Origin of the sequence: Bradyrhizobium sp. CCGB01 (genome assembly GCF_024199795.1) — a bacterium.
Lineage (GTDB): Bacteria > Pseudomonadota > Alphaproteobacteria > Rhizobiales > Xanthobacteraceae > Bradyrhizobium.
This window is the reverse complement of sequence record NZ_JANADK010000001.1, coordinates 2,717,237-2,738,236: the sequence shown is the minus strand read 5'-3', so window position 1 is coordinate 2,738,236 and position 21,000 is coordinate 2,717,237. Positions and strand designations below refer to the sequence as shown.

At 58.5% G+C, this 21,000-nt stretch carries 24 protein-coding genes and 1 pseudogene; 9 read left to right on the top strand and 16 right to left on the bottom strand.

The features are described from left to right. Positions 1-731 precede the first annotated feature (731 nt). Positions 732-1,244: a ferritin-like domain-containing protein gene (locus NLM25_RS12475; protein ID WP_254137149.1), complete on the bottom strand. Its 513-nt coding sequence runs from the start codon at positions 1,242-1,244 to the stop codon at positions 732-734. Positions 1,245-2,126: 882 nt separating this feature from the next. Between NLM25_RS12475 and NLM25_RS12470 the strand changes: the two genes are divergently transcribed. Next, the gene (locus NLM25_RS12470; protein ID WP_254117083.1) at positions 2,127-2,663 is read left to right on the top strand and encodes a DUF4142 domain-containing protein; all 537 of its coding nucleotides are present in this window, start codon (positions 2,127-2,129) and stop codon (positions 2,661-2,663) included. Between the two features lie 354 nt (positions 2,664-3,017). On the opposite strand, the gene ligD is transcribed toward NLM25_RS12470, so the two are convergent. Both ligD and NLM25_RS12460 read right to left on the bottom strand, forming a co-directional pair. After that, a complete protein-coding gene (gene ligD / locus NLM25_RS12465; protein WP_254117082.1) occupies positions 3,018-3,953 on the bottom strand; it encodes a non-homologous end-joining DNA ligase in 936 nt (311 codons plus the stop codon). Beyond that, entirely contained in the window at positions 3,953-4,483 is a 531-nt protein-coding gene (locus NLM25_RS12460; RefSeq protein WP_254124212.1) for an alpha-ketoglutarate-dependent dioxygenase AlkB, read from the bottom strand. The genes ligD and NLM25_RS12460 overlap by 1 nt, the downstream gene beginning before the upstream one ends. 650 nt (positions 4,484-5,133) lie before the next feature. Here NLM25_RS12460 and NLM25_RS12450 point away from each other — a divergent pair. The 3 genes from NLM25_RS12450 to NLM25_RS12440 all read left to right on the top strand — a co-directional run bounded on the left by NLM25_RS12450 (position 5,134) and on the right by NLM25_RS12440 (position 7,907). After that, positions 5,134-5,697 carry a cysteine hydrolase family protein gene (locus tag NLM25_RS12450; protein WP_375166835.1) on the top strand — a complete coding sequence of 188 codons (564 nt, stop codon included), beginning with the start codon at positions 5,134-5,136 and terminating at the stop codon, positions 5,695-5,697. Beyond that, complete coding sequence (locus NLM25_RS12445; protein WP_254117079.1) at positions 5,694-5,900, top strand: hypothetical protein; 207 nt, start codon at positions 5,694-5,696, stop codon at positions 5,898-5,900. The genes NLM25_RS12450 and NLM25_RS12445 overlap by 4 nt, the downstream gene beginning before the upstream one ends. Positions 5,901-6,737: 837 nt before the next feature. Beyond that, on the top strand, positions 6,738-7,907 hold the full coding sequence (locus NLM25_RS12440; protein WP_254137148.1) for a sensor histidine kinase: 1,170 nt from the start codon (positions 6,738-6,740) through the stop codon (positions 7,905-7,907). A gap of 67 nt (positions 7,908-7,974) precedes the next feature. Here NLM25_RS12440 and NLM25_RS12435 read toward each other — a convergent pair whose 3' ends face one another. The 3 genes from NLM25_RS12435 to NLM25_RS12425 form a co-directional block, all read right to left on the bottom strand. Next, complete coding sequence (locus NLM25_RS12435; protein WP_254117077.1) at positions 7,975-8,226, bottom strand: DNA-binding protein; 252 nt, start codon at positions 8,224-8,226, stop codon at positions 7,975-7,977. A gap of 572 nt (positions 8,227-8,798) precedes the next feature. Further along, positions 8,799-8,972, bottom strand: coding sequence for a ribbon-helix-helix domain-containing protein (locus tag NLM25_RS12430; RefSeq protein ID WP_254117076.1), 174 nt, complete (start codon positions 8,970-8,972; stop codon positions 8,799-8,801). A 164-nt stretch (positions 8,973-9,136) separates the two neighbouring features. Next, positions 9,137-9,460 carry a hypothetical protein gene (locus tag NLM25_RS12425; RefSeq protein ID WP_254117075.1) on the bottom strand — a complete coding sequence of 108 codons (324 nt, stop codon included), beginning with the start codon at positions 9,458-9,460 and terminating at the stop codon, positions 9,137-9,139. Positions 9,461-10,164: 704 nt separating this feature from the next. Between NLM25_RS12425 and NLM25_RS12420 the strand changes: the two genes are divergently transcribed. Both NLM25_RS12420 and NLM25_RS12415 read left to right on the top strand, forming a co-directional pair. Beyond that, entirely contained in the window at positions 10,165-10,329 is a 165-nt protein-coding gene (locus tag NLM25_RS12420) for a hypothetical protein (protein ID WP_254117074.1), read from the top strand. Further along, the gene (locus tag NLM25_RS12415) at positions 10,326-10,592 is read left to right on the top strand and encodes a hypothetical protein (RefSeq protein WP_254124211.1); all 267 of its coding nucleotides are present in this window, start codon (positions 10,326-10,328) and stop codon (positions 10,590-10,592) included. The genes NLM25_RS12420 and NLM25_RS12415 overlap by 4 nt, the downstream gene beginning before the upstream one ends. A 45-nt stretch (positions 10,593-10,637) precedes the next feature. On the opposite strand, the gene NLM25_RS12410 is transcribed toward NLM25_RS12415, so the two are convergent. Continuing rightward, positions 10,638-10,841, bottom strand: coding sequence for a hypothetical protein (locus NLM25_RS12410; protein ID WP_254117073.1), 204 nt, complete (start codon positions 10,839-10,841; stop codon positions 10,638-10,640). A 690-nt stretch (positions 10,842-11,531) separates the two neighbouring features. Beyond that, the gene (locus NLM25_RS12405; RefSeq protein ID WP_309143592.1) at positions 11,532-11,735 is read right to left on the bottom strand and encodes a hypothetical protein; all 204 of its coding nucleotides are present in this window, start codon (positions 11,733-11,735) and stop codon (positions 11,532-11,534) included. A gap of 542 nt (positions 11,736-12,277) precedes the next feature. On the opposite strand from NLM25_RS12405, the gene NLM25_RS12400 reads away from it, so the two are divergent. Together NLM25_RS12400 and NLM25_RS12395 are read left to right on the top strand one after the other, a co-directional pair. Then, positions 12,278-12,463 carry a hypothetical protein gene (locus NLM25_RS12400; protein WP_254117072.1) on the top strand — a complete coding sequence of 62 codons (186 nt, stop codon included), beginning with the start codon at positions 12,278-12,280 and terminating at the stop codon, positions 12,461-12,463. A 777-nt stretch (positions 12,464-13,240) separates the two neighbouring features. Beyond that, a complete protein-coding gene (locus NLM25_RS12395) occupies positions 13,241-13,963 on the top strand; it encodes a helix-turn-helix domain-containing protein (RefSeq protein WP_254117071.1) in 723 nt (240 codons plus the stop codon). Positions 13,964-15,079: 1,116 nt separating this feature from the next. Here the strand turns inward: NLM25_RS12395 and NLM25_RS12385 are convergent. From NLM25_RS12385 to NLM25_RS12370, 4 genes are all read right to left on the bottom strand, one after another. Further along, positions 15,080-15,253, bottom strand: coding sequence for a hypothetical protein (locus NLM25_RS12385; protein WP_254117069.1), 174 nt, complete (start codon positions 15,251-15,253; stop codon positions 15,080-15,082). Positions 15,254-15,366: 113 nt separating this feature from the next. Then, a complete protein-coding gene (locus NLM25_RS12380) occupies positions 15,367-15,555 on the bottom strand; it encodes a hypothetical protein (RefSeq protein WP_254117068.1) in 189 nt (62 codons plus the stop codon). Positions 15,556-15,741: 186 nt separating this feature from the next. After that, positions 15,742-15,912, bottom strand: coding sequence for a hypothetical protein (locus tag NLM25_RS12375; protein WP_254117067.1), 171 nt, complete (start codon positions 15,910-15,912; stop codon positions 15,742-15,744). A 530-nt stretch (positions 15,913-16,442) separates the two neighbouring features. After that, positions 16,443-16,649, bottom strand: a complete 207-nt coding sequence (locus NLM25_RS12370; RefSeq protein ID WP_254117066.1) for a hypothetical protein — start codon at positions 16,647-16,649, stop codon at positions 16,443-16,445. Positions 16,650-17,048: 399 nt separating this feature from the next. Here NLM25_RS12370 and NLM25_RS12365 point away from each other — a divergent pair, with 399 nt between their 5' ends. Beyond that, positions 17,049-17,594 (top strand): Crp/Fnr family transcriptional regulator, encoded by a 546-nt coding sequence (locus NLM25_RS12365; RefSeq protein ID WP_254117065.1) that lies wholly within the window; start codon positions 17,049-17,051, stop codon positions 17,592-17,594. 216 nt (positions 17,595-17,810) lie between these two features. Here the strand turns inward: NLM25_RS12365 and NLM25_RS12360 are convergent, their stop codons facing one another. The 4 genes and pseudogenes from NLM25_RS12360 to NLM25_RS44415 form a co-directional block, all read right to left on the bottom strand. Beyond that, positions 17,811-18,620 (bottom strand): hypothetical protein, encoded by an 810-nt coding sequence (locus NLM25_RS12360; RefSeq protein WP_254117064.1) that lies wholly within the window; start codon positions 18,618-18,620, stop codon positions 17,811-17,813. A gap of 664 nt (positions 18,621-19,284) precedes the next feature. Continuing rightward, the gene (locus NLM25_RS12355; RefSeq protein WP_256565666.1) at positions 19,285-19,497 is read right to left on the bottom strand and encodes a helix-turn-helix domain-containing protein; all 213 of its coding nucleotides are present in this window, start codon (positions 19,495-19,497) and stop codon (positions 19,285-19,287) included. 561 nt (positions 19,498-20,058) lie between these two features. Then, positions 20,059-20,307: a hypothetical protein gene (locus NLM25_RS12350; RefSeq protein WP_254117062.1), complete on the bottom strand. Its 249-nt coding sequence runs from the start codon at positions 20,305-20,307 to the stop codon at positions 20,059-20,061. A gap of 103 nt (positions 20,308-20,410) precedes the next feature. Further along, positions 20,411-20,617, bottom strand: a pseudogene (locus NLM25_RS44415) (serine hydrolase); the annotation flags it as partial. Between the last annotated feature and the right edge of the window lie 383 nt (positions 20,618-21,000).

The following is a 21,000-nucleotide window of genomic DNA, read 5'->3' as shown; positions in this document are numbered from 1 at the left end:
CCGATCTGGTCAGCTTGTTTCTGCTACTGCCGGGCGAGTTTCCGACACTCCTCAGCACTACACACGAGTAACCCTTGGCAGCAGTGGATTTGCTCCGGTATTGCTACTCCAGATCACCGACCATGGCGGCGTAAGGCCTGTACGGAATTGCTGTGAAAGCTCCCGACAACGATTTAGGGGCGCTTGAAGTCCGGGAATCCTCGCAATCGTGCATGTTTCCTACCGACGTCAACAAAACATCGGAATAAGGAAATGGTTTGAAACCGACGCATTTCCATATTGTTCTGGCTGGGTTTGCTATAAAATCACCCGATGCGGGGCATGATCATAATCACAATCGGATTGTTGGGGCTGGCGGTCGCGTTCTCACGACCGCATCAGCTGGTCATCCACCCGACCAAGCCAATTCCACCCGTTAACGCGCCTGCCAACTGAGGCGGCCTGCCATAGGCCATGAGGCGACGTCGGTGCAGACAGCTGTCACGCGTCTGCTATGGGCCAGAAGCTCTCGCGCCGGCAACGAGCGCTCCCTGATGCAAGCGCTCTTTATGGAGCGAAGCGACGAAGTACCACGTGTCGCGGTCCAGCCGCCTACGATGGCGAGAAGGAATACGGTAGAGGCGGCACTTCGCGGCTTCGATGCGCTGGTCGGCGAGGCCCCGGTGGAAGGGAGCAAGGAGTACGTCGAGTTCATGGATATCCAACGGGGCAGGTTCACAGCTCCTGCGGCGCTATTCCTCTTCGTCCTCAGACTCTGTCTTGACATTCACGACTAGCTTTGCGATGCCCGTCAAAGTCTTGTCGGTGTTCTTTTCTTCGGCCAGCGTCGCATCCAGCAGCGTCACAGCTTCATCATAACCCAGTTCTTCCGCCCAGGTAGATAGCGTCCCGTACCGGGAGATCTCGTAGTGCTCCACTGCCTGAGCCGCAGCGAGAAGGCCGGCATCGAGCGCAGGCGCTCCCTTGAAGTCCTTCATAATCTCCGAGCCTTCTTCGGTGATACCGTTGATGGCTGCGCAGGACTTGCCCTTTGCCGGCTTACCGATAATCCTGAACACACGGTCGAGGCGCTTTACCTGCCCTCTGGTCTCTTTCTCATGCAGCGTGAACGCCGCCCTCAGCTCCTGGGACTGGGCCGCTTTGGCCATTTTCGGAAGTGTCTTCAAGATTTTGTTTTCGGCGTAGTATATGTCCTTGAGCGTCTCATGAAAAAGGTCTTCGAGCTTCTTGGGTTTTTTTGCCACGGCTTATCCCTTCGTTGAATGCGCACAACAACAATTGATGAACAGGCCGGTCCTAAGCGGAACGTTTTCGCCGTGGCTCTGGCCGCATGGGACAAACGGGCATTTCCCCGATATTTTCGGTAGTAGGAGTTGCGGTAGCGTTACGGAGTAAACAGGCCGGCGCAGGGCATCAAAGCTCCCTATCCCGGATTTGCAGAACCTGCCGATACCTGGCGCAGGTTCACATCGCCAACCAATCAGTCAAATTTTTTACGCGTCACGGAGGAAATGTCCGGCATCCGATCTAGGCATACGGGAGGATCTTTAATGCTGACGAATTCTCTCAGACCGATGTCCGGCTTCGACCCGGCAGAACCGGCTATCCTCCACGACCGCCTGACGGACGCGATTGAAACCTGGACGGGCGAGGAAGAAGCTGACTATCGCGCCAATGCGAGGCCGCTGCCGGACGGCGCTATCGCGTGGCGCAGGCGGCCGTTCAAGAGCTGCCGCATCCTCGAGGGCGTGCCGATCCAGCGTTGCCTCCTTCCACCCACTCCATCCCACCGCGCATGTGTCATTATGCGCACGCACTTCGCAGAGGGCGGCGTAGGCACGGAATGTCATCGCTCGCAGAATCACCGACACAAGATGATCGATCCGCCCGGGCATGACCGTGTAAAAGTGTACATAGCCGATGCTTTCACGAAGCGTATGAACGGCCGACATCCGGCGTGCTTTCTTCTCGTGCCGGTGCACTCCGGCACGCCGTTGCCCCGGCAAAGCGGTCCCGGTCTACCTCCTCTCAGGCCGGGGCCGTGCCGTGTCCGACATCTAGGGGGCGCAGGAACTTTGATCCTGACGGACGGTTGACCGCGCGATTTTCACCCAAGGAAACGTCTCATGAAAAAAGCAGCTCTCGCGTTCGCTATACTCGCCCTATTTACCGCACCGTCCTTCGCACAGTCGGTCGGCGAAAAGACGGGCGTCAACTCGGCACTGGGTATCGCGCCCAAAACGGAAGACTTCATCAAGGAAGCCGCCATGAGCGACCAGACCGAGATCGAGGCGGCCAAGATCGCGCAGGAGAAGGGCAATGCCGACGAGAAGAAGTTTGCCGAGATGATGGTCGCGGATCACACGAAGACCAGCAGCGAACTCAAATCCATGGTCCCCGAAAATCTGAAAGCGGCGATCCCCGCCTCGCTTGATGACGCGTCACAGAAGAAGATTGCAAAGTTGCGCGACGCCAAGCCCGAGGATTTCGCGTCGGAATACGACCCCATGCAGGTAAGCGCTCATAAGGATGCAGTGTCGCTGTTCGAGCGTTACGCGAATGGCGGCGACGATGCCAAGCTGAAGGACTGGGCGGGTAAAACCCTGCCGGCGCTCAAGCACCATCTCGAAATGGCGCAGGCACTCGACAAGAATCGTAAGTAGTCCAGCATTCGCATGCAAAAGAAAGCCCGGCCGAAGCCGGGCTTTTGTTTTTACTTTACGGCTTCTGGCCGCCCTGCTGCCGGCCCTGTTCGCCATCTTGCTTGTTTTGGCCAGGGTCCTGGTTTTTGCTGGCCTGGCTTCTGATTCGGGTTGTGACCTTACTGGCCACCCTGGTTGCCCTGCCGGTTCTGCTGTCCAAGGGCCTGTTGCTTGTTGGGATTCTGCTCGTCTGCCATGTGAACGACGTCCTTTCACTTCGTGGATGATGACAATCATGCGCGAAGGTGCTCACCTATTCACTGGGCTTAACGAGGCCAAGATGCTCACCAGTCAGCCGGGGCTGACATGCAGTCGTCACCGGCGCGGCTTTTCGCGTTCCATGACGATGTCTTTTGCGTCCTTGTCTTTTCTCAGGCCGAGATAAACGGGGTGCCGCATCTCGCCGGAGCTCGTCCACTCGGTAAATTTCACCTCGGCAACGAGTTGCGGCTTCACCCAGGTGGTGACTGCTTCGTCCTTTACCTTTTTGCCGAAGGGAGATTTGGCGGCTTTGAGCCTGATCATCTTTTTGTGGAGCTCTTCGAGAGTATCGTGGCTGAAGCCCGTCCCGACATGCCCGATATAGCGCCAGCCATTTCCTTCCCGCAACGCAAGTGTAAGCGCTCCGAAAAACGGTCTCGTCCTCCGCGGCGCCGTAAATCCCGCGATCACCACTTCCTGGCGTTTCGAGGTTTTAATTTTCAGCCAGTCGTGGGTTCGCGCGCCTGACAGGTATTTGCTGTCGGCGCGTTTTGCCATGATGCCTTCAAGTCCTTTGCGTTCGGCCTCCTCGAAGAATTGCACACCAAAAGTCTTCCGGTTGCGGCTGTACCCGATGAGCTTATTTTTCGGCAGGATAGCATTAAGGCGCTGCTTACGCTCCGTGAGCGGCAGGCCACGAAGATCTTCGCCATCTTGAAACATCAGGTCGAACGCGAAGTACTGCAGTTTTGCTTCATGGCGAAGGGCATTCTGCAGAAGCTGGAAATGCGACACGCCATCCTTGCCGATCGCGACGAGTTCTCCGTCGATGACGGCATCGCCTCTGACACCTTCGAGCGCCTGTGCGACTTCGATATAGCTATGGCTGATGATCTTGCCGTTGCGGCTATACAGCGTCACCTTGCCGCAGTCGATTTTAGCGACCATGCGGAAGCCGTCATACTTGTCCTCAAATATCCAGCCCTTATCGTCGAACGGCGCGTCGGTCAGCGTTGCAAGCATCGGCTGGAGCCGCTTTGGCAACGCCATTACGATGCACCCCCTTCGAGGACGTTCCGAAAAGTGACCGAGTAGCGCAGGGTTTCGAATCGGGGAATGCTGTGCTGCCATTCGGTGCGCGATGGACCGCGGAGAAGGTAAACAGAGCGCGGCTCGGCAACGAGAGTGTTCCTCTCGAAGCCCTTTTCAGTCCGCCTGCGCAACCTTAAGGTGCAAGGCGACAACAGGGAAACGCCCGCAACATCGCCGAAGACGGAGCGGTCTTTATGCCAGCCGATCCCGGCCCCAGGCGCGTATTCGGTCACGAGGGCCTGCTGGAAGCCGTGAGGCGCAAGGCCGGCAAAGGCTTCGGCACGGGCGCGGAGCGCCGTCAGGAATTCGGGCATGTCTTCGGTTCTTGTGAGGCCGCCGCCATTGAAATCATAGCGCCACCCGAAAGAAACGGTGCGACGCTTTCCCGTGAAACCGCGGAATTCAAACTCCCGGAAGGGGAGCTTTTCGACATCAGTTAATAACTGACGCTCCTCCTCGGCAGAGAGAAACTCCGCCTCATACTTCATACCTTCCGGAAGGAAACCGCCTCCGAAGAGATCAAGTGTGGCGTTACTTGCGGGCACTCGATTGTCTCCGCGCCTTGGAGTTGACGGGCTTGCGGTCGCCCCGGCCACCCTGCCCCGCTTTCACTTTTATCTTCGCCGTCTTGCGGCGATCCTGAGAAAGCGACCGGCTCACATTATCGCTTTCCTTGATACGGCCTTTCGCATCGCGGCGAACATATCGCCCGCCCGCCATTTCGTAATTCGCTTCATGAGGTCTCCCGGTTTGGTCTGCTGGTATCCCAACTTTCCGCAAAGGCGCACGGTTCCGTTTCGGGCGCGTCCGCCTGCTGCGCAGCCGACCGGCCTCTAGCCCGTCCCCTGCAGTCCGGCGCCCGGGCTTCTCGCGCGAAAAAGGGGCTGCCGCCCCTTCAGCCGTCAAGGGCAAAGCCCGCGCGAGCGCGGTGCGTCGCCGCACCATTGACCGCCTTTCCCCGCTCAATGCCGCGTCGCTAGCCGGGTTGCTGGTTGCAACCCTTTTCAGGACAGGAACCAAGGCCGGATCGCTCCGTTGGAGCTCACTTTCGAGGACGGCGCCGATGTCAAAGAACGCTGAGCTCCGCTATGGGGCGCCCGGAGAGAACGCGGTTCATATCTGCGTCGATATGCAGAGGATGTTCGCGGAAAGCACGGCATGGCAGATGCCGTGGCTACCGCGCGTCCTGCCCAATATTGTTGCCGTGACGGCGGCCCAGCCCGAGAGGACGCTCTTCACGCGCTTCATCCCGGCGCAGAAGCCCGGCCAGGGCGCCGGCATGTGGCGGCGTTATTACAAGCGCTGGGGATCGATGACCATCGATGCGCTCGGCTCGAAGATGATCGGGCTTGTCCCGGAGCTTGCGCAGTTCGTTCCACCCGCACGCGTCTTCGACAAGCATGTCTACTCCCCCTGGACGGGAAGCGATCTTCACGAGCAGCTGCGCGCGGCGCGCGTCGATACGATCATCGTCACCGGCGGCGAGACGGACGTCTGCGTCCTGGCCACCGTGCTGGGAGCCGTCGACTGGGGCTTCCGGGTCATCCTCGTCACCGATGCGCTCTGCAGCTCCGCCGACGAGACCCACGATTCCATGATGAACATCTACATGAACCGGTTCGGACAGCAGGTGGAGTGCGTGGCGACGGAAACGCTTCTAGCCCACTGGTCGGCAAGCGCCCGTGCGTGGGTCCTGCGATGAGTGCCGCCTATCTTGTGCAAATACTCGTCCCGAAAGAGGCGGGCGATGGCGAGAAGATAACGAAGGATTGGTTCGATAAGCTTTTCAAGGAGCTGACCGATGAGTTCGGCGGAGCGACGAGCTTCGTGCGGGCACCCGGAGAAGGTTGTGGCGCGGCGACGGCGGCACAGAGCGCGATGCGATCGCCGTCGTCGAGGTCATGACGGAGCGTCTTCGCCCCGCTTTCTGGCGCACGATGCGCGAGAGAGTTAGCGCCGGAGGGGGCTGCTCCAGGTGCGGTCGCGGTGCTGGTTGGGCTGTCGGTCGCACCAGACATTCCGCCGTTCGAGTTTGAATTTACGCCGGTGCCGGCAGCTCCCGCAGAGCCCGCGGTTGAAGGAGACATTGCGGAGGTGCCTCCCGCCCCAGACGAGGCCGCGCCCCCGGCGCTTCCACCGGCAGACCCGCCGCCTCCACCTCCACCACTTCCTCCTCCCCCACCGCCACCTCCGCCTTGAGCTAAAGCAGTGCAGGGAAGGAAAATTGCCAAAGCAAGAGCGAAGCGGGAGACTTCATATCGCGATTCCTTTAGCGACCAAGCAGCCTCTTGTTGTTTCGTTCCTATCGCAGACGGTCACCCGTCTTGCCTGCAAGTGAGGTTGTGCCGTCACCGAAAAATAGCAGGGAGGGATGCATGGGAGGAACCTACCCTATGATCTGGGTTTAGTTATCGACGAGAAAATAGCGAGAGCGAAAATGGGAAACAGCGGCGTCGGAATGCTGCTCGGCGATACGTCGGTAACAGCTCTTTGGATACAGTTTATCGGTGCCTTCATTTTGGGTGGCGGTGTCCTGAGGACGGGAAGGTTGAGTCGGAGCGAGAGTGCGCAGCTCGACCGAAATACGGAGGCAGCGCAGCGCCGGGATGACTGGCAGAAGAGACCAACTCGTTAGCCATGGCTCGCCGGCCTGTCTCTCTGACCGGTCCCGCTCCTGGAGCAGCGTCACCAAGTGGCCTTAGCCCTGTCAGCCCCTTAGGCACCATTGCAAGCTAGAAGCCAATGGATGAGCGCTCAATCGAAGCGACTGAAAGCGACGTCCTGGATAAACTCCGGCGCCACATCCGCATTTTGGTCGATATTGGTCGTCTTTCAATGGAAGACGCCGATATCGAGCGCTTTTTGGACAAAGCTGTGCTCCAAATTGCCCGGGCCGTGGAAATCCATCACGTAAAAATTCTTCAATATCGTCCAGACACGTCCGACCTACTGTTGATGGCGGGTGTCGGCTGGAAAAAGGGTGTCGTCCGCACCGCGACCCTCTCGGTTGACTTTCGGTCGCCGCCTGGTCGCGCATTCCAAACGGCTGAACCTGTCAGCATCAGAGATTTCGGCGAGCAGGAGGAGTTCGTTCGCTCCGAGCTTTTGGCGGAGCACGGCATTGTCGCCGTCAGCAATGTCCCGGTGCTGATCGGCGGCGCGGCATGGGGCGTGTTGGAGGTCGATAGCACCAAACCGAGAGACTTCTCGCAGGATACGACCGAGTTTCTGACCGCCGCCGCCGCGCTGATCGGAGCGGCGCTGCGCCGCGACGCGCGGCCGGATGAACATGCGCGCCTTATGGCTGCGATCGCCGAAGCTCAAAAGGGGCAGATTCTGCTTCGGGAAATGCAACATCGGGTCAAAAACAACTTTCAGCTTGTTCTGTCGTCGATCTCCATCCAAAAGCGCCGCTATCCTGATCCAGAGTCCCACCGCGCTCTGGACCACGTGGCGAGCCGCATCAACGCCATCTCGTTGGCACATGATCAGCTTGCTCCTCGTCAAGAAGGACAGATTGTCAGACTCTCCCATTACATCCGGGCTCTGTGCAGCGCGATCCGCAATCAAGTTGAGGAAATCGAAATCGATGTTGAGTGCGATGAACTCGAATTGACCATCGACCGCGCCTTGCCGGTTGGCCTCATCTTGAATGAGACTGCGATGAACAGCATTAAGCATGCGTTCGGCGCAAAGAGCGGCAGGATTAAAGTGAACTTGGTAGGAGGCGTCGGCTTTGGCGAAGCCCGTTTGACAGTGTCCGACAACGGACGCGGCATTCAAAACCCTAACGAAAACGGGTCGGGCCTTAAGTTGATTGCCTCTCTTGCGAGACAGATTGGCGGGACCGTCGACCAGAACAGCGGCGACGCCGGCACAACAACAACGCTCACATTTCCGCTGATAACATGATAAAGGGGGACTGCTGAAGGAAGCCGGCTACCCGCGGCGCGGTTCTAGGGCGTCGTCTTTTTTGCAACTATCCTGAGCTGAAAGCCCATGGCGGGAGCACACTGAGAACAGTTGAAAACTTCGGAAGCTGTTCGTCGCCGAAAGCACGATAGATGCTCGTGCGTTGCAAGCCGGTTTGCCTTGCGATTTCCGAAATGTTGAAGTCGCCGCGTGCCTCACCGACGGCCTTGCATATGGTATTTGGTTCAGCCGAAGCGAACGCGTCGTTTAGCTCATCAGCGAGCCGCGAGGAAATGACCGGCCTGTAAGCTTTTGTCATTTTCAAGCCTCGCAAAGAAGAAGGCCGGCTCTTTGAGCCGGCCCTTGTTCTTTTGATGAAGCCACTCAGTAACTCGCGATGGTCGGGCCGCCCCAACGAAAGTTCACGCGCACGAGGCCCATGTCGACGTCTTGGCGGATAGCCCTCATATTCTGAATTGCAGATGCGCGCATTTTTGGGGACCGCCGGTGTCCTAGAAACGATTATTTTAGAGCCATCGAACACCCCACGGGGTACCGCGCCGCCCTCACCACACACTAAGGACGTCGACCACGTGTCCATCTGCATCGCGTACGCACTCGATGCGATCGCCAGGACGCATCTCGAAGTGGCCTAGCCATTCCGGCCGACGACGCTCTTAATGCGGTTTCTACGGGGTGGGTGTAATGATACGGGAATGTCGCCGGAAACAGTAGAGCGTTGGGAACTACAGTTCGCCCTTGTCGCGAAGGTGGAGCAATGCCGAAGGCTTGCACGCCAAATCAACGATCCGGTTATTGGCCAGCGTCTACTTGCTCTCGCTGACCAATACGTTCGCCAAATCAAAACCCTCAGCGACGAGTAAGGCCGCCTCAACTGTCCACATTCGCGGTGCACTTTTGGACAGTCAGCCCGCGTCGTAGCAACTCCCTAACTGCCGCCGCGCGGCTCGGAAGCCGCTCCGCAAACCAGAAGTCATCAATGGCTTGCAGCTCCTCTTTCGATAGCTCGACTTGAAGGCGGATGGTGAGGCTGCGCTGTCCCATGTGAACGAAATGCGAAATATATCGTCAAAGTTCCGATGAGTAAGGCCGCCTCAGTTGGCGGCCTCTTTCTCATGGAGAGCACGATAAGAGTTGCTTCAAGAAGCAGGGACGCCCGCCAGCATCAGTTCTCCACTCCACGACCGGCAGTAGCTCGCGCGCTCGATTTAGGTCTGGTCTTCGCCGTCATGGTTTCTAGTACCGGCCGCCTTCCGACGCTTCTTCGTCAGTCGCTTGATCTGATCAACGGCCTCGATCAGGGGCGGCGTCAATGAGAAGAATGCGCCTAGTGCAACGGCTATGATGGTGTGACGGATCGAAACTCGGTCATCGTCGGCGAAATGATGGCTGTTCTGATCAACTTGTACAGGAGAGAGACCTGCGGAGTTAGACCCCTCCGCTCTCCGCGGTTTCCGAGGCGGGGTCATCACAACGACAAACAGGACGTTGATCAGTAGCCAAATGCCGATGATGACAAAAAAAGCCTTCATATAACCGCGCGCAAAAAATGCCAAAAGGTGAGCTAAGCCCTCTCTTTGAGGCCGCGCAAGCTTACTTCGCAGTCAACGCGCAATTCGGTTAAATCTTACCGACAGCCAGCATCCTACACGGAAGATAGACCGCAGAGTTGATTTCTGGCCGAGCATACGAAAACTGTAGTTCGCCGCCGCTCCAGTCGAACACGACCCGCTAGCTCGCTCTACCAGCTATTCAGGAGGCACAACGCCGATGGTTTCGATTCCGCTAAGGAGCGCCACCGCGCCAAAGCCCAAAAAATATCAATGCAAGTTCAATTGGTTAAGAATGGCGAAGAATCGCTGTTACACAGTTGGTGTCACAGTCCGCCGCAATGTTTGTTCTCGCTGCGTTCACGTGCCATAAGCCGCCCCATGACAGAGCCCACCCTCACCCGCCGCCGCAGCGACAATCCACACCAGAAGGGGTGGCAGATCTACTTCGGTGACGTGCGTGTCGGCCCGATCGGCACGCGCGCCGGCGTGCCTACAACCGCCGGTCAGTGGGCTTGGTCGTGCGGATTCTATCCTGGTCTGGAGCCCGGCCAGCACCGAAACGGAGCGGCCGAGACCTTCGAAACCGCCCGGGAGGCCTTCGAGACCGCTTGGTCCCAGCTGTCACCGACGATCCCGGACAGCGCCTTCGCCGAGTGGCGCCACGACCGCGACTGGCGCGCCGAATGGCAGCCAAACGCGCCCGGGGTGAGAAGCTCGACAGCGAGATCCCGAACACGCTGATGCACTGCGTTTGCGGCACCCTGTTCGACAGCTGGAAGCCGCAAGAGAGCTATCCGCATCGCGGGCACATCTATGCCGCGCACGCTGAAGGAAAGGTTCGTTGGTGAAGCACGTCGAGGCCCGCCCCTACGCCGACCCGGAAGCGGCCGCGCGAAAGCTCGTCGAACTTGCCGCGAGCATCGAGCCGGTGCAGGACGGCCGCATCTATATCGAGCGCATCAACGCGCCCTTTCTATTCACGCTGAACGCCAGCGGCAGCGAGTTCGGCGCCGGCATTCGGTACGCCGTCGATCGCGGCTGGCTGATGCTCCACGAGAGCGGCACATATGTGAAGCTGCTTCCACTTGGCGAGGATCTTCTCGCTCGGTAGCTTGTCTCTCGCGCCGGTCATGGCCGCCAAACTGGGCAAACTTTTTTACTTTTCTAGCTCGTTCAAAATGCGCTCGCGGTGCTGAATGTGCTGCATCTGAGTCGCGAAGAAGCTGTTTAGAAGCCTTTGCGCCTCGGTCGTGTCGGCTCCGAGGCGGGCAAGGTGCGCGATCCGCTCTTCCTGCTCTGCAATGTGACGCTCGCCTTGGGCAATGTGCCGCTCGGCTAGTTCCAGATGGCGAAGCTTCATTACCCTGTCCATGACCTAAGCTAAGTCAAAACAGGCCACTGCAAAATTAAAATTGGCCACTAGCGTCGGAAACAGGCCACTACCTGAAGCTGCTTCCGCCTGGCGACGTTCTTCTCGTGAGATAAAGAGGGCCTCTCCGCGGGAACAGCCGCCAACAGCGGCTTACTCGTCGCTACCGATTTTGATTTGGCGAACGTATTGGTCAGCGAGAGCAAGTAGGCGCTGGGCAATAACCGGATCGTTGATTTGGCGCGCAAGCCTTCGGCACTGCTCCACTTTCGTGATCAGAGAGAACTGTAGTTCCCAACGCTCTTCCGGTGTCCGCTCCATCCCGTGTAATTACACCCAACCCGTAAAATCCGCACTGGAAGATTCGGCGGTAGTCCCTCCGGGCCAACTGGCGGCCTTAACGCATTTAGTGCTTCGTAATGGGCTCAAACCTAGCGAGCCTGGTCGCACCTTCCCAAAGCTCTACGGCGTGCCCGTCCACCAGCTGCTTGGCTCGCTCTCTCGCAACCGCTTCGTCCTGCGCCTCAATGTCAACTCGAGACACTATGTGACCGTCTTCGCCGATTAGATAAGCACGAAAGCCTCGCATGACCCAGCTCCAAAACCCGCCGCGTTCCAAAGCAGGAACGATTTTAAAGCCGATCTAAAATCACGTCATCAGGAAACATTGAAAAATCAGACTTACTTCGGCGGCTGCAAGCCGGGCGAGCGTAGCCAGTCGCTGAGATGCGCGCCGGTCTCGGCGATCCTGGCTCGCTTAAGCAGCGTCTCGCGCTCGGCGCCTGCGGGCATCTGATCGGCCAGTGCTTTGAGCTTGGTGGCCTGTTCGGCCATTCGGTCTTCAAGGGAGCGGGTCTGTTTCACTCTGCGGCGTTTCAGGGTCACGGCAAACTCCTAAGCCGGGAAGACTCACCTAACGGCCCCTAGGTAAGTTCCGTTCCTAAAATTGAACCGACACCACAAGAGCTAGTGTTCCGAGGGCCTTTCTCTCCGAGCCTTGCGGGCCATGTCTATCCACTCTTTCCCAAGCTTCAGCCACGCCTCCTTGTCGACCTCGCTCGTCGCCTTCTCAGCCTCGTCCAGGCAATTCTTCGCTTGACGCAGGTATCTCGCAAAATCGGCGTCGTCCATCGCGTACAATGCGGCCGCCAATGGAAGGTGCCAAGTTAGAAGCCGCAGGCGCCGCCCCTAAGACAGCTCCTGCGGCCTGTGCTGCGACAATCCGCACGATCGGTGCGACACGCCCTCTGCGCTAGCACAAAGGAACCGCAAGGGCGGGAGAATATTTGAGACGTCGCTGGCTCGCCGCCGAGCTGGCGGAGCGGCCCCGGCCACCCCTTGGACCCCCACCTGCAGCCGGGGCCGCCCTCTTTGTAACTGGCCTGTTTTGATTTCTTGGTGCAGGCTGGTTCCGGTAGAAACCGCCAATGACGCTGGATGAAAAGATCGCTCTGGCACAGCGCCACGTTGATCGGGGCAGGATCATCATTGAGCACCAGCAAGCGATTGTTGCTTGCCACCGGACGTCAGCCTCAATCGACCTCCTAAAACTGTTCGAACAGACACAGCAAATATTCGAGATGGACTTGGCCGATCTGCTCAAGAGGAAGTAATCCAACCGACGATCACCCCCCACTGGCGGCGCCCGCTTGTCGGCTCTCTTGGCTTTTTCCACCCGCACATCGCGCGCCTGCGAGCGCTCTCCGTCCATCGTCCTGGCTGACCAACTTTTCAGAAGAACGGCCCCGGCGCTGGGGCTGGGGGCTGATAGAGCGCCAGAGCCGTCGCTCCCCCGGTACCGAGCAGCTTCTGGAGGAATGACATCGTCGGACGGATGAACCGACGACACTGAGACGAGCCCCGTCACAGACAAGTGCAGTTTGTGCCATTCGATGTGGCGTAAACGGAAAGCCCCTTGCCGCTGCTGAAATCATCAGAGTCAGCGAAACTTGCAAAATTTCAGTCATACTATGGGGAAGCTTCATCGTTGGGACGAACATGGCGCGCTGGAGGCAGGATTGGACCACAGAAGAAGTTGAAAAGCTGAGGTCTCTGGCTGGCACCATGCCACTCATGAAGATTGCTGCAGAGCTGGACCGGACCACCGGCAGCGTGCTTGCGAAGGCAATGGAGAAGCTGCCAGTGATCGTGCATGTAAGAAGTGGACGGGCCTGAGAAGATGAGGAAGGCCATGCTGTCTGCCGCGCGGATGTCGCTTGTTGGGCCCTTGGGGACTTCGTGAAGTGTCGGCTTCTGCGACGCTGTTGCAACCTAACATTGTCCCTTAGTACAATGACCAAAGAGACAAGCATTGATTACGTTGGTCGGTCGAACGACGTGAGGCACGAGAGGATTATTCAAGAAACTTGAATACGGAAGAGGAATGACCCATGTACGTGCGTATCACGACGGATCAACGACCTCGGCCTCATACGATCGATGAATTTGGTTTATCGGGTGCATCTGACCCATTTATCAGCCTAAATGAATTCACATATCGGAAAGGCACCGAAATCTTCGGCGAAGAAGAACCGGCTATGTACGTCTACCAAGTTAAGCTTGGTGCGGTGCGAAGTTATAAGTTGCTTTTAGACGGTCGGCGCCAAATCGGCGCCTTTCATTTAGCGGGCGATATTTTCGGACTTGAGAACAGCGACAAGCATCGCTTTACCGCAGAGGCGGTCGTCGAAACCATCGTGCGCCTGATTAAGCGCGAGAGCCTTCAATTGATGGCCGCAAAAGACGTGGTTGTCTCGCGCAACCTGCTTAGTATGACGACGCGCAACCTAGAGCACGCAGAAAACCATATGCTGCTCCTGGGCCGCAAGACCGCGGTAGAACGGGTCGCTGCCTTCCTGCTTGAAATGGATTGCCGGACTGGAGCAGACAAGATGTCGCTCCCCATGAGCCGCCGCGACATAGCGGACTATCTCGGCTTGACACTCGAGACGGTTTCTCGCGCGCTATCTCATTTGCGTAAAGCGGGCGTCCTTACGTTCCTCGACCACTACCAGCGAGAAATCATCTTAAACGACAGGCAGCGGCTTGCCGATTACGATCCGCAAGGACCGGCACAATCCGGATTATCGTTCAGCGACGACATGACTACCTAGCTCCTCCACATGACCGCGACTGCTTATTGAGCGAGCTAAAGCGATTAGTCCGTTGATGTAGATCATTGGTTTTCCGGCGATCTGGGTTCAAGGCTCTGCCATGAGCAAGCCGTCGGAAACCGATCAGCCCGAGCCCAAGCCAACGCGCTTGGAGGAGGCTCGCCGGATCATTGAGGAGTACGCGAATGACCTTCGCGAGATCATCCTAAAGCTACGCCGCAAGATGAATTGAGGCCACCTCAGTTGGGGGCATCTGCCTGTGGTATTTGCTGACGCGCTCGGAACGCTTTCTGCCTAGGGAACGGTGTTCCCAGGTCGCGCGCCTTGCTCTTTACGGATTGCATAGATCGTCGGAGCGCCACCGCTGCTCTCGCGGCCGATGCCCCTTCGCCAGCCAGCTTCTGCAACTGTTCGAGTTGTTCAGGGGTCCAGGACACAGCTGTCAAGCGTGGCATTGATACCGACTTTTCGTATGGGCTTTCGACGGCTCCAGCCGAGCTGGACTTGCCGCCGGCATGCGAGGACGACGGACGTATTTCAAGCGGCTGGCTTCTACCTTGTTCCTATCCGTGAGGATGCCACCGCGTTGCGCAAGCGGAGCACAAGCTACTGCCGGTCGTAAGCGGGAAAAAAAGGTCGCGAAGCCTCCGCCGAGGTCGAGCGTGCGGTATGCGGAGGGTATGAAGCGCAGCGACGGGAGAATATTTCTCCACATCCACCACCGGCAGTAGTTCGCGCTCTATCCCGCCGCTAGGAATCGATAATTTGACTCTGCCTTGCGCGGGGTTTCGATGGCAGCATGCCCAACCCTGCTCGACGCCACACGCCTACGCACCCAGACGGCCGACCGCTCAAGGTTACCTTCTGCGAAATGCGCGAGATGGGTCTGCGCGGCGTCCTGGTCTATTGCCACTGTGGCCATCACATCGCCCTGACCGCTGACTGCTGGCACGACAGCGTCAGGCTGTCTGATCTCGAGCCGCGGTTCGTTTGCGAGGGCTGCGGTAGCCGCGGCGCCGATGTTCGGCCTGATTTTGAACGGGGCAACCAACGCCTTGCGATCATAGGCGCGAAAGGGGCCGCCAACTGAGGCGGCGGTCGCTGGCCGAAAAAGACTTACCGCCGCTCGGCCCTCGCGAGGCAAGCCAGTCTATCCAGTTGGCCGGCCAACCCCACAAAAGATCGGGCGATGTTCTTCAGGATAGCTGCGCGTTCTTTGGAGATGCCGTTCGCGCAGGACAGTTCCTTGTAGTGGTCGGCATGTTCTTGGCACTCAACAATGTTGATCACTGGCTCGGCCTTCCTATTTCCCTTGAGACGGGAGCCCATTCCCGGCCAGCTCGCCTGATCCCATGTTAAGTGACTTCGAAATTCAACTTAGGAGGCCGCCAACTGAGGCGGCCTTACTTCTTTAGGTCGGAGCGACGAAGCGCTTCCTCATCGTCGGCCAGCAGGTCGAGCTGATGAGCTAAGCCGCTCAGGCTGTGGGCGATGTTTCGCAGGATGGTAGCCCGCCGTGGGGCCAGGCCGGGGTCTTCCGCCAAGCGGCGGCAGTTCTTTGCAATGTCCCGGCATCCGGCGACGGTGAACATGACCAGCCCTCCACGCGGCCTACTCTTTGGGGTGGAGTGCCAACTTATCCGCCGTCAGCTTTTCGAGCAGGCGGTCAGCGGCTTCATTCATCTGCTGATCGCATACCAGGGTTTTAAACCTTCTATACCGGGCGATTGTCAGGTCTATTGCATCGCACTTGTTGCACACAGCCGGCAACCTAACGACTAGCGTTCTGATGGAGGGCGCTGCTCGCCTACGAAAGTTGATGGCATCGGCTGGCGTAGCAACTCTGGGCTGCGTTCGATTTGCTCTCGGGACCGGGCGATCAGCTCCGCCTCGTGAAACGCAAGATGGCGACGCAAACCGATATGTTCGTTATTGGTCGGCTCGGACATCGGCCGCTCCTCTGCCTTGCAGGCGGGAGCGCTAACAGTCTCTCAGCCACCGACGCCTACGGGCAAAGCCGAAGCCGGTGATGCAGTGACAATGAGCCTATTCCGTTTCGATTGCTAGTCCGTGTACCTATAAACTTGGCGGCGTCATATGACCGGTGACGACGCCCGCTTTGCTCCTATAGCGAACAGGTTCGTGGCAGCGCAGTTATGTCGCGATGGGCCGGGTGCAGACATCGCAGTCTTAACAGCCCGGAGCAGCTTTGGCTGCATCAGGCGCGCGCCCAGGCTGCTGCAAGTGCGTCCAGGAGGCGGCCTTACTGGTTGCGAGTGAACGTCGCTATCTTGCGGTCCAGCTGCCACAACTCGACGTCGTGCCCATCAACGAGCGCCCTTGCGTGCTTCTCCGCATCTTCTTGCTTTTCAAATGCTAGATCGACGCGCTGGATGATGTGCCCATCAGGCCCTATAGGCATGGAATCCGTCCACTTCCCGCTCCCCGGCCCCTTCGTTCCCGTTTTAGAAGCATGTGATCACTTGGGCGCTGCAAGACCCGGCGACGACAGCCAATCGTTCATATGGGATGCGGTTTCGGCTTGACGCGCCCGGCGCAGAAGCAACTCGCGGGCTTTGCTACCCGGGGGCTGTTCTTCGGCTGCTTCTTTGAAACGTCGGGCTTCTTCCGCCAACCGCTCTTCGAAGGTGGTCAGATGTTTTACACGCTTTCTCGTCTGGGCCACGGCGGACTCCCTACAGTAATCTTAACCACTGGCTAATTCTAAGCGGCTTCGAGGGCACACGCTCGAAGTTTGACTGGGTCTCGGACGCCGCCCGCCGCATGCTTTAGGATGCGCTGAGCCATTTCGGATTTGACGGTGTGAGATCTGAGTCCATCCGGCAGGACGGCCCAAGCTTCATCAAGCACCTTTCGGAGGATAATCAAGGTTTCGGGATCATAATGGGCCATGCCAGCACCTCCAGAAGCCCATTCAAACTCAAGGTTCCGGCGGCTGTCGGTTAACCACCCGACATAGTTGAAAAGAAAGCTCGCTATTTTCCAGCAAAGGCCTAGGGTCGGTGGATTAGCGGCAGTCTCCTAGGCGCCGCTGACTGAGAGTTCTCTGCGCTCCCGCCTGTACATGCGCAATTCCGGCAATCTGCTATTGGACTCTCTTTCCGAGAGTGACGCCGCTGCCCTCCGCGCGCACCTGAAACCCATCCATCTGGACAATGAGAAGGTTCTGTTTGAGGCCGGGGGTAAGGTCACGGACATCTACTTTCCGAACGGGTCGATCGTCTCGCTTGTGGTGGGTCTCTCTTCTGGAGAGATCATTGAAGCCGCGATGGTCGGTAAAGACGGAGTCGTCGGCGCATTCGCCGCTCTTGGCGGGAACATTCCCGTCAATCGAGCCATAGTCCAACTCGCCGGACCCGCGCTGACGTGCAAGGTGAGCGAACTCAGAAGCGCGGTGCTTCAAAGTCAATCCTTGCTGACAACGCTGTTTCGTCATGAGCAGACGGTCTATGCGCAGGCAAGCCAATCGGCCGCCTGCATGGCGGCTCATACGGTAGAAGCGCGACTTTGCCGATGGCTTCTTCGAGCAAGGGATTTAGCGGGCAGCGACAATCTGCATTTCGCCCAGGATTTTCTCGCCGAGATGCTGGGCGTCAAGCGGCGGCTCTGATGTGAGTGTGCGACCTAGTATTTGCCAAGCCAATTAGGATGCGCCGTTGGCTCCGAGCAGGATGCAACGTAAGTATCGTCGGGCAACAGTTTACGCCATTCGTCGAGCAACCACCCTCGATTGGCCTTCTCGCAAGCCATTGCGATCCAGCGCATTGCATCGAGAGGCCAGGAGCGGAAATATCCGTCACCGCTTGCAGTCAACAAGCGATGATTTTTATCGTCGACCAGAACAGCAGAGATGTACGACATCCCAGCTCGACCAGCCCCGGTCCAGCGGCCTCGTCTGGTCGAGACGCGCGGGGGCGCCGCTGTTCTCGACTGAGGCGATGCCGACCCAGGCCGGGTTCAGATCGAGCCCGACGGCACGCGTCGCCATCCGGAGCGCCGGTCGCCGCCGCTGCGGATGCTCGGGCAGGTCCTCAGGATCGACGGTGACGTGGAGCCTTGCGTCGTCGATCCGGAACGTGACGTTGATCCGCGCCGCAGCCAACTGGGCGGCTTGCCGCAGCACCTCGCCAGCGTTTCCGGTCAACTCCTGCAGATCGAGCGTGACACTGCGCCGGACCATGGACTTGCCCTTGACGCGGCCGCCCTGGAGCATAGTGAAGACGCAGGTCCGCCCGTCCGCGCTGAGCCGGAAATGGCGGTTGCGCGCGTAGTTCTTGTCGCCCCGAATGGTCATCGGCCTCAGCCTCGCCCGACGCCAGTCCTCGCGCCTAATCAAATCCTTGCGGCGCCGCTCCAACGTCGCTCGGCCGCCGAACACCATGCGGCCGTCCGGAATGCGCTTGCGCAGGTCCATGCCCTCCGGCGTGGCGCAGTGAAGCGCCCAGGCGTCAAGGATCCCGCCGGCGAAGCTTGACTTGACCAGGTCCCGCAGCGGCTTCTGCTTTACACGTTCGTCTGCCACGTCATGCCCATTTGCGTACGCCGTCCTCACCACCGCGGAATAGACGCGGCGGCAGTCGTCCAAGAAGGCGCGGTCCTCGGTGGAGCAGCGGTATGGCAGGGAGATCGTCTGCATGCTCCCAAACCGACCCGAGGGCTGGAAAGAGTCAACGCAGCCGGCTTCACGGGACCGGGGAAACCCAAGGATTCGATTAGCCGCCCGCTCCGGACGCGAGGAGCCTTCCGGCTGCGGATAAAGCGAAGAGACGAGACCCGTCCACACCGAAATCCGAATGGCCGGTCTTTCTTGACTTCACCCGCAACCATAGCCTCGCCGGCACTACGCCTCCCTCGCTCAAAATGCGTTCCGCGTCCAAGCGCGGACGAGCAGGCGCGTTATGCCGATGCCGACCAATTGGCCGCCACTTGTTGAACTCGACAGCCCGGAGCGATCGCCGGCCCCGGGACACAACATTGGGGTGGTTCGTACCACCACTCGCGTCTGTGTCCACGAGGCGCAGTTGAGTCCTCGAATAGGCACCATCAAAGGAGATGACCCGAGAGCCACGCCAGCCGGGCGAACTGCCCATCGCATAACGAGTTGAAATACCTACAATTCGTAAATTTGAATCCTTCAGCAGGGAAGCTGAAATCCGTGGGGAACGTGGTACGAAATCAAATCTCGCTGCAGTTCGGGCGAAAAGCCCCTTATTTTCATGGTAGCGGGAGGGGAGCGCTACCGCCATTCCCCATACGACGCAAATCTGCGATATTTCCAGCCTCGGTCGCCTTTGCCGATTTCAGGATTCCACAAATAGTTTAGTGATGGGCACGGAGAGCGCCCGTGCGATTCTCGCCATGACCAACAAACTGGGATTTCGACGGCCCCGCTCAATGCCCCCGACGTAAGTTAGATCTATTTGCGCCTCGAATGCGAGCTCCTCTTGCGTCATGCGCCGCAATTGCCGCAGTCGTCGCACATTTCCTCCTACGATGCTGCACCAATCCTGCATTGCAGGATCGGGCACCATGAGGCATATAGTCTCTAGGGAATATAGTCCATATCGCCTCTTTTTTGCGATGTAGACAGCGCGTAACTATCAAGACGTTATGAAGCCTCAAGCGTCCGACCTAGAACCGTTTATTGAAGCACCCGGTGCGACCTCGCCCCACGCCGATGTGTACCGGTTTGGGTATCGGTTGGGCGGGGCGGTCGTTTCGGCCGTCGATCTACCGGCAGAGACTGTCGAGAAGCTCTTACTCTCGAAAACTGGGCCGTCGGTACGCATTACGCCACGCGGCGAGATAGTCCCAGGATTATCAATTCCGAATGTTCTTGGTGAAGTTGGCTACGTAGCAGAGACCGTCTTTTCGATTGATGACCTCATGAGAGAAACATTGAGTGCGGAAACACTGCGAATGGAAGAGGCAACCCCGGAAGACCTCGCACTTCTATTCAGCCGCCTCGAATGCGCGATCGCCTTGGTAAGAACCGCCATAGATCGGGCATCAAGTTTTTGACTCAGCCCGACCTTCTTGAGGCCTCAACCTATCGCGCAATGACAGAACGCCGTCTAAACCTCGCGTGAGCTCGGCTGGTACCGGTGCTGTACTTCGGACTTGATCGCGTCTTCAGTCACCAGGTTCTTGCCACCGATCCTGACCTCGTGGACGATGCCGGCCGAGTTACGGATGAGGCGGCAGGCCTCCCCGAGATCGCCGAATGCCTGCGCCGAGGTAACGACCGCCTCGTCGATCCCGGACAGGGTTAGTTCGGTCGCATCCCAAAAAGGGGACAGTTGGCCCGGCGTCGCGACTAACACCTTGTCTTTGCCGGGGCACCAGATCAAATGGACCCCACAATGTCCACCAGCGACCGCGCCAGTGAGCAGTTTCGGGCCCCTCGCGGGTCAGGCCGGCCGCATGCAGTTGCGAAATGGTGACGTCAGAGACCTCCGGCGTCAGATTTGCCAGATACTCACCCAGCCGGTCGTCAAGCCGAACTTTATTTTGCTCGCGCAACAACATGATCCCCGCCGCCGTGAAAGTCTTCGAACGCGAAAGCGATGGCGAGAGGTGAGTGGTTCGCGGGTTGCAAGATCGGCCATGCCGCTCGCGTGTTTCAAGCAGCACCAGACCTTTGCGAACGATCGCCAGCGGCACGCCGAGCTGATAAATAGTTCCCGCTGATAGTCAATCCATGTGGGGATGTAGCCGAGAGCAGAAGAGAGCCAGTCTGGATGCTTAGAACCTATCGGAAGTGAGGCCTTCGGGCCTTTCGCGCGCACCCTACTTCCGAGAAGCTTCGATGGATGCCAAATGGTAGCGCAGATCGAAACGGTTCTGCGAACAGTTGGACGTGCCACGGAAGCGACCGTCGCGGGGCGGGCTCCATCGACATAAAGGCTCATTACGAGAGTTTCGCCCGCACCGCTGTCGGCGAGCTTCCGGAAATTCTCCGCTCGACAAACCCAAACGGAGCATGCAGACGAATTTCACGAAGAGACTGCACCACT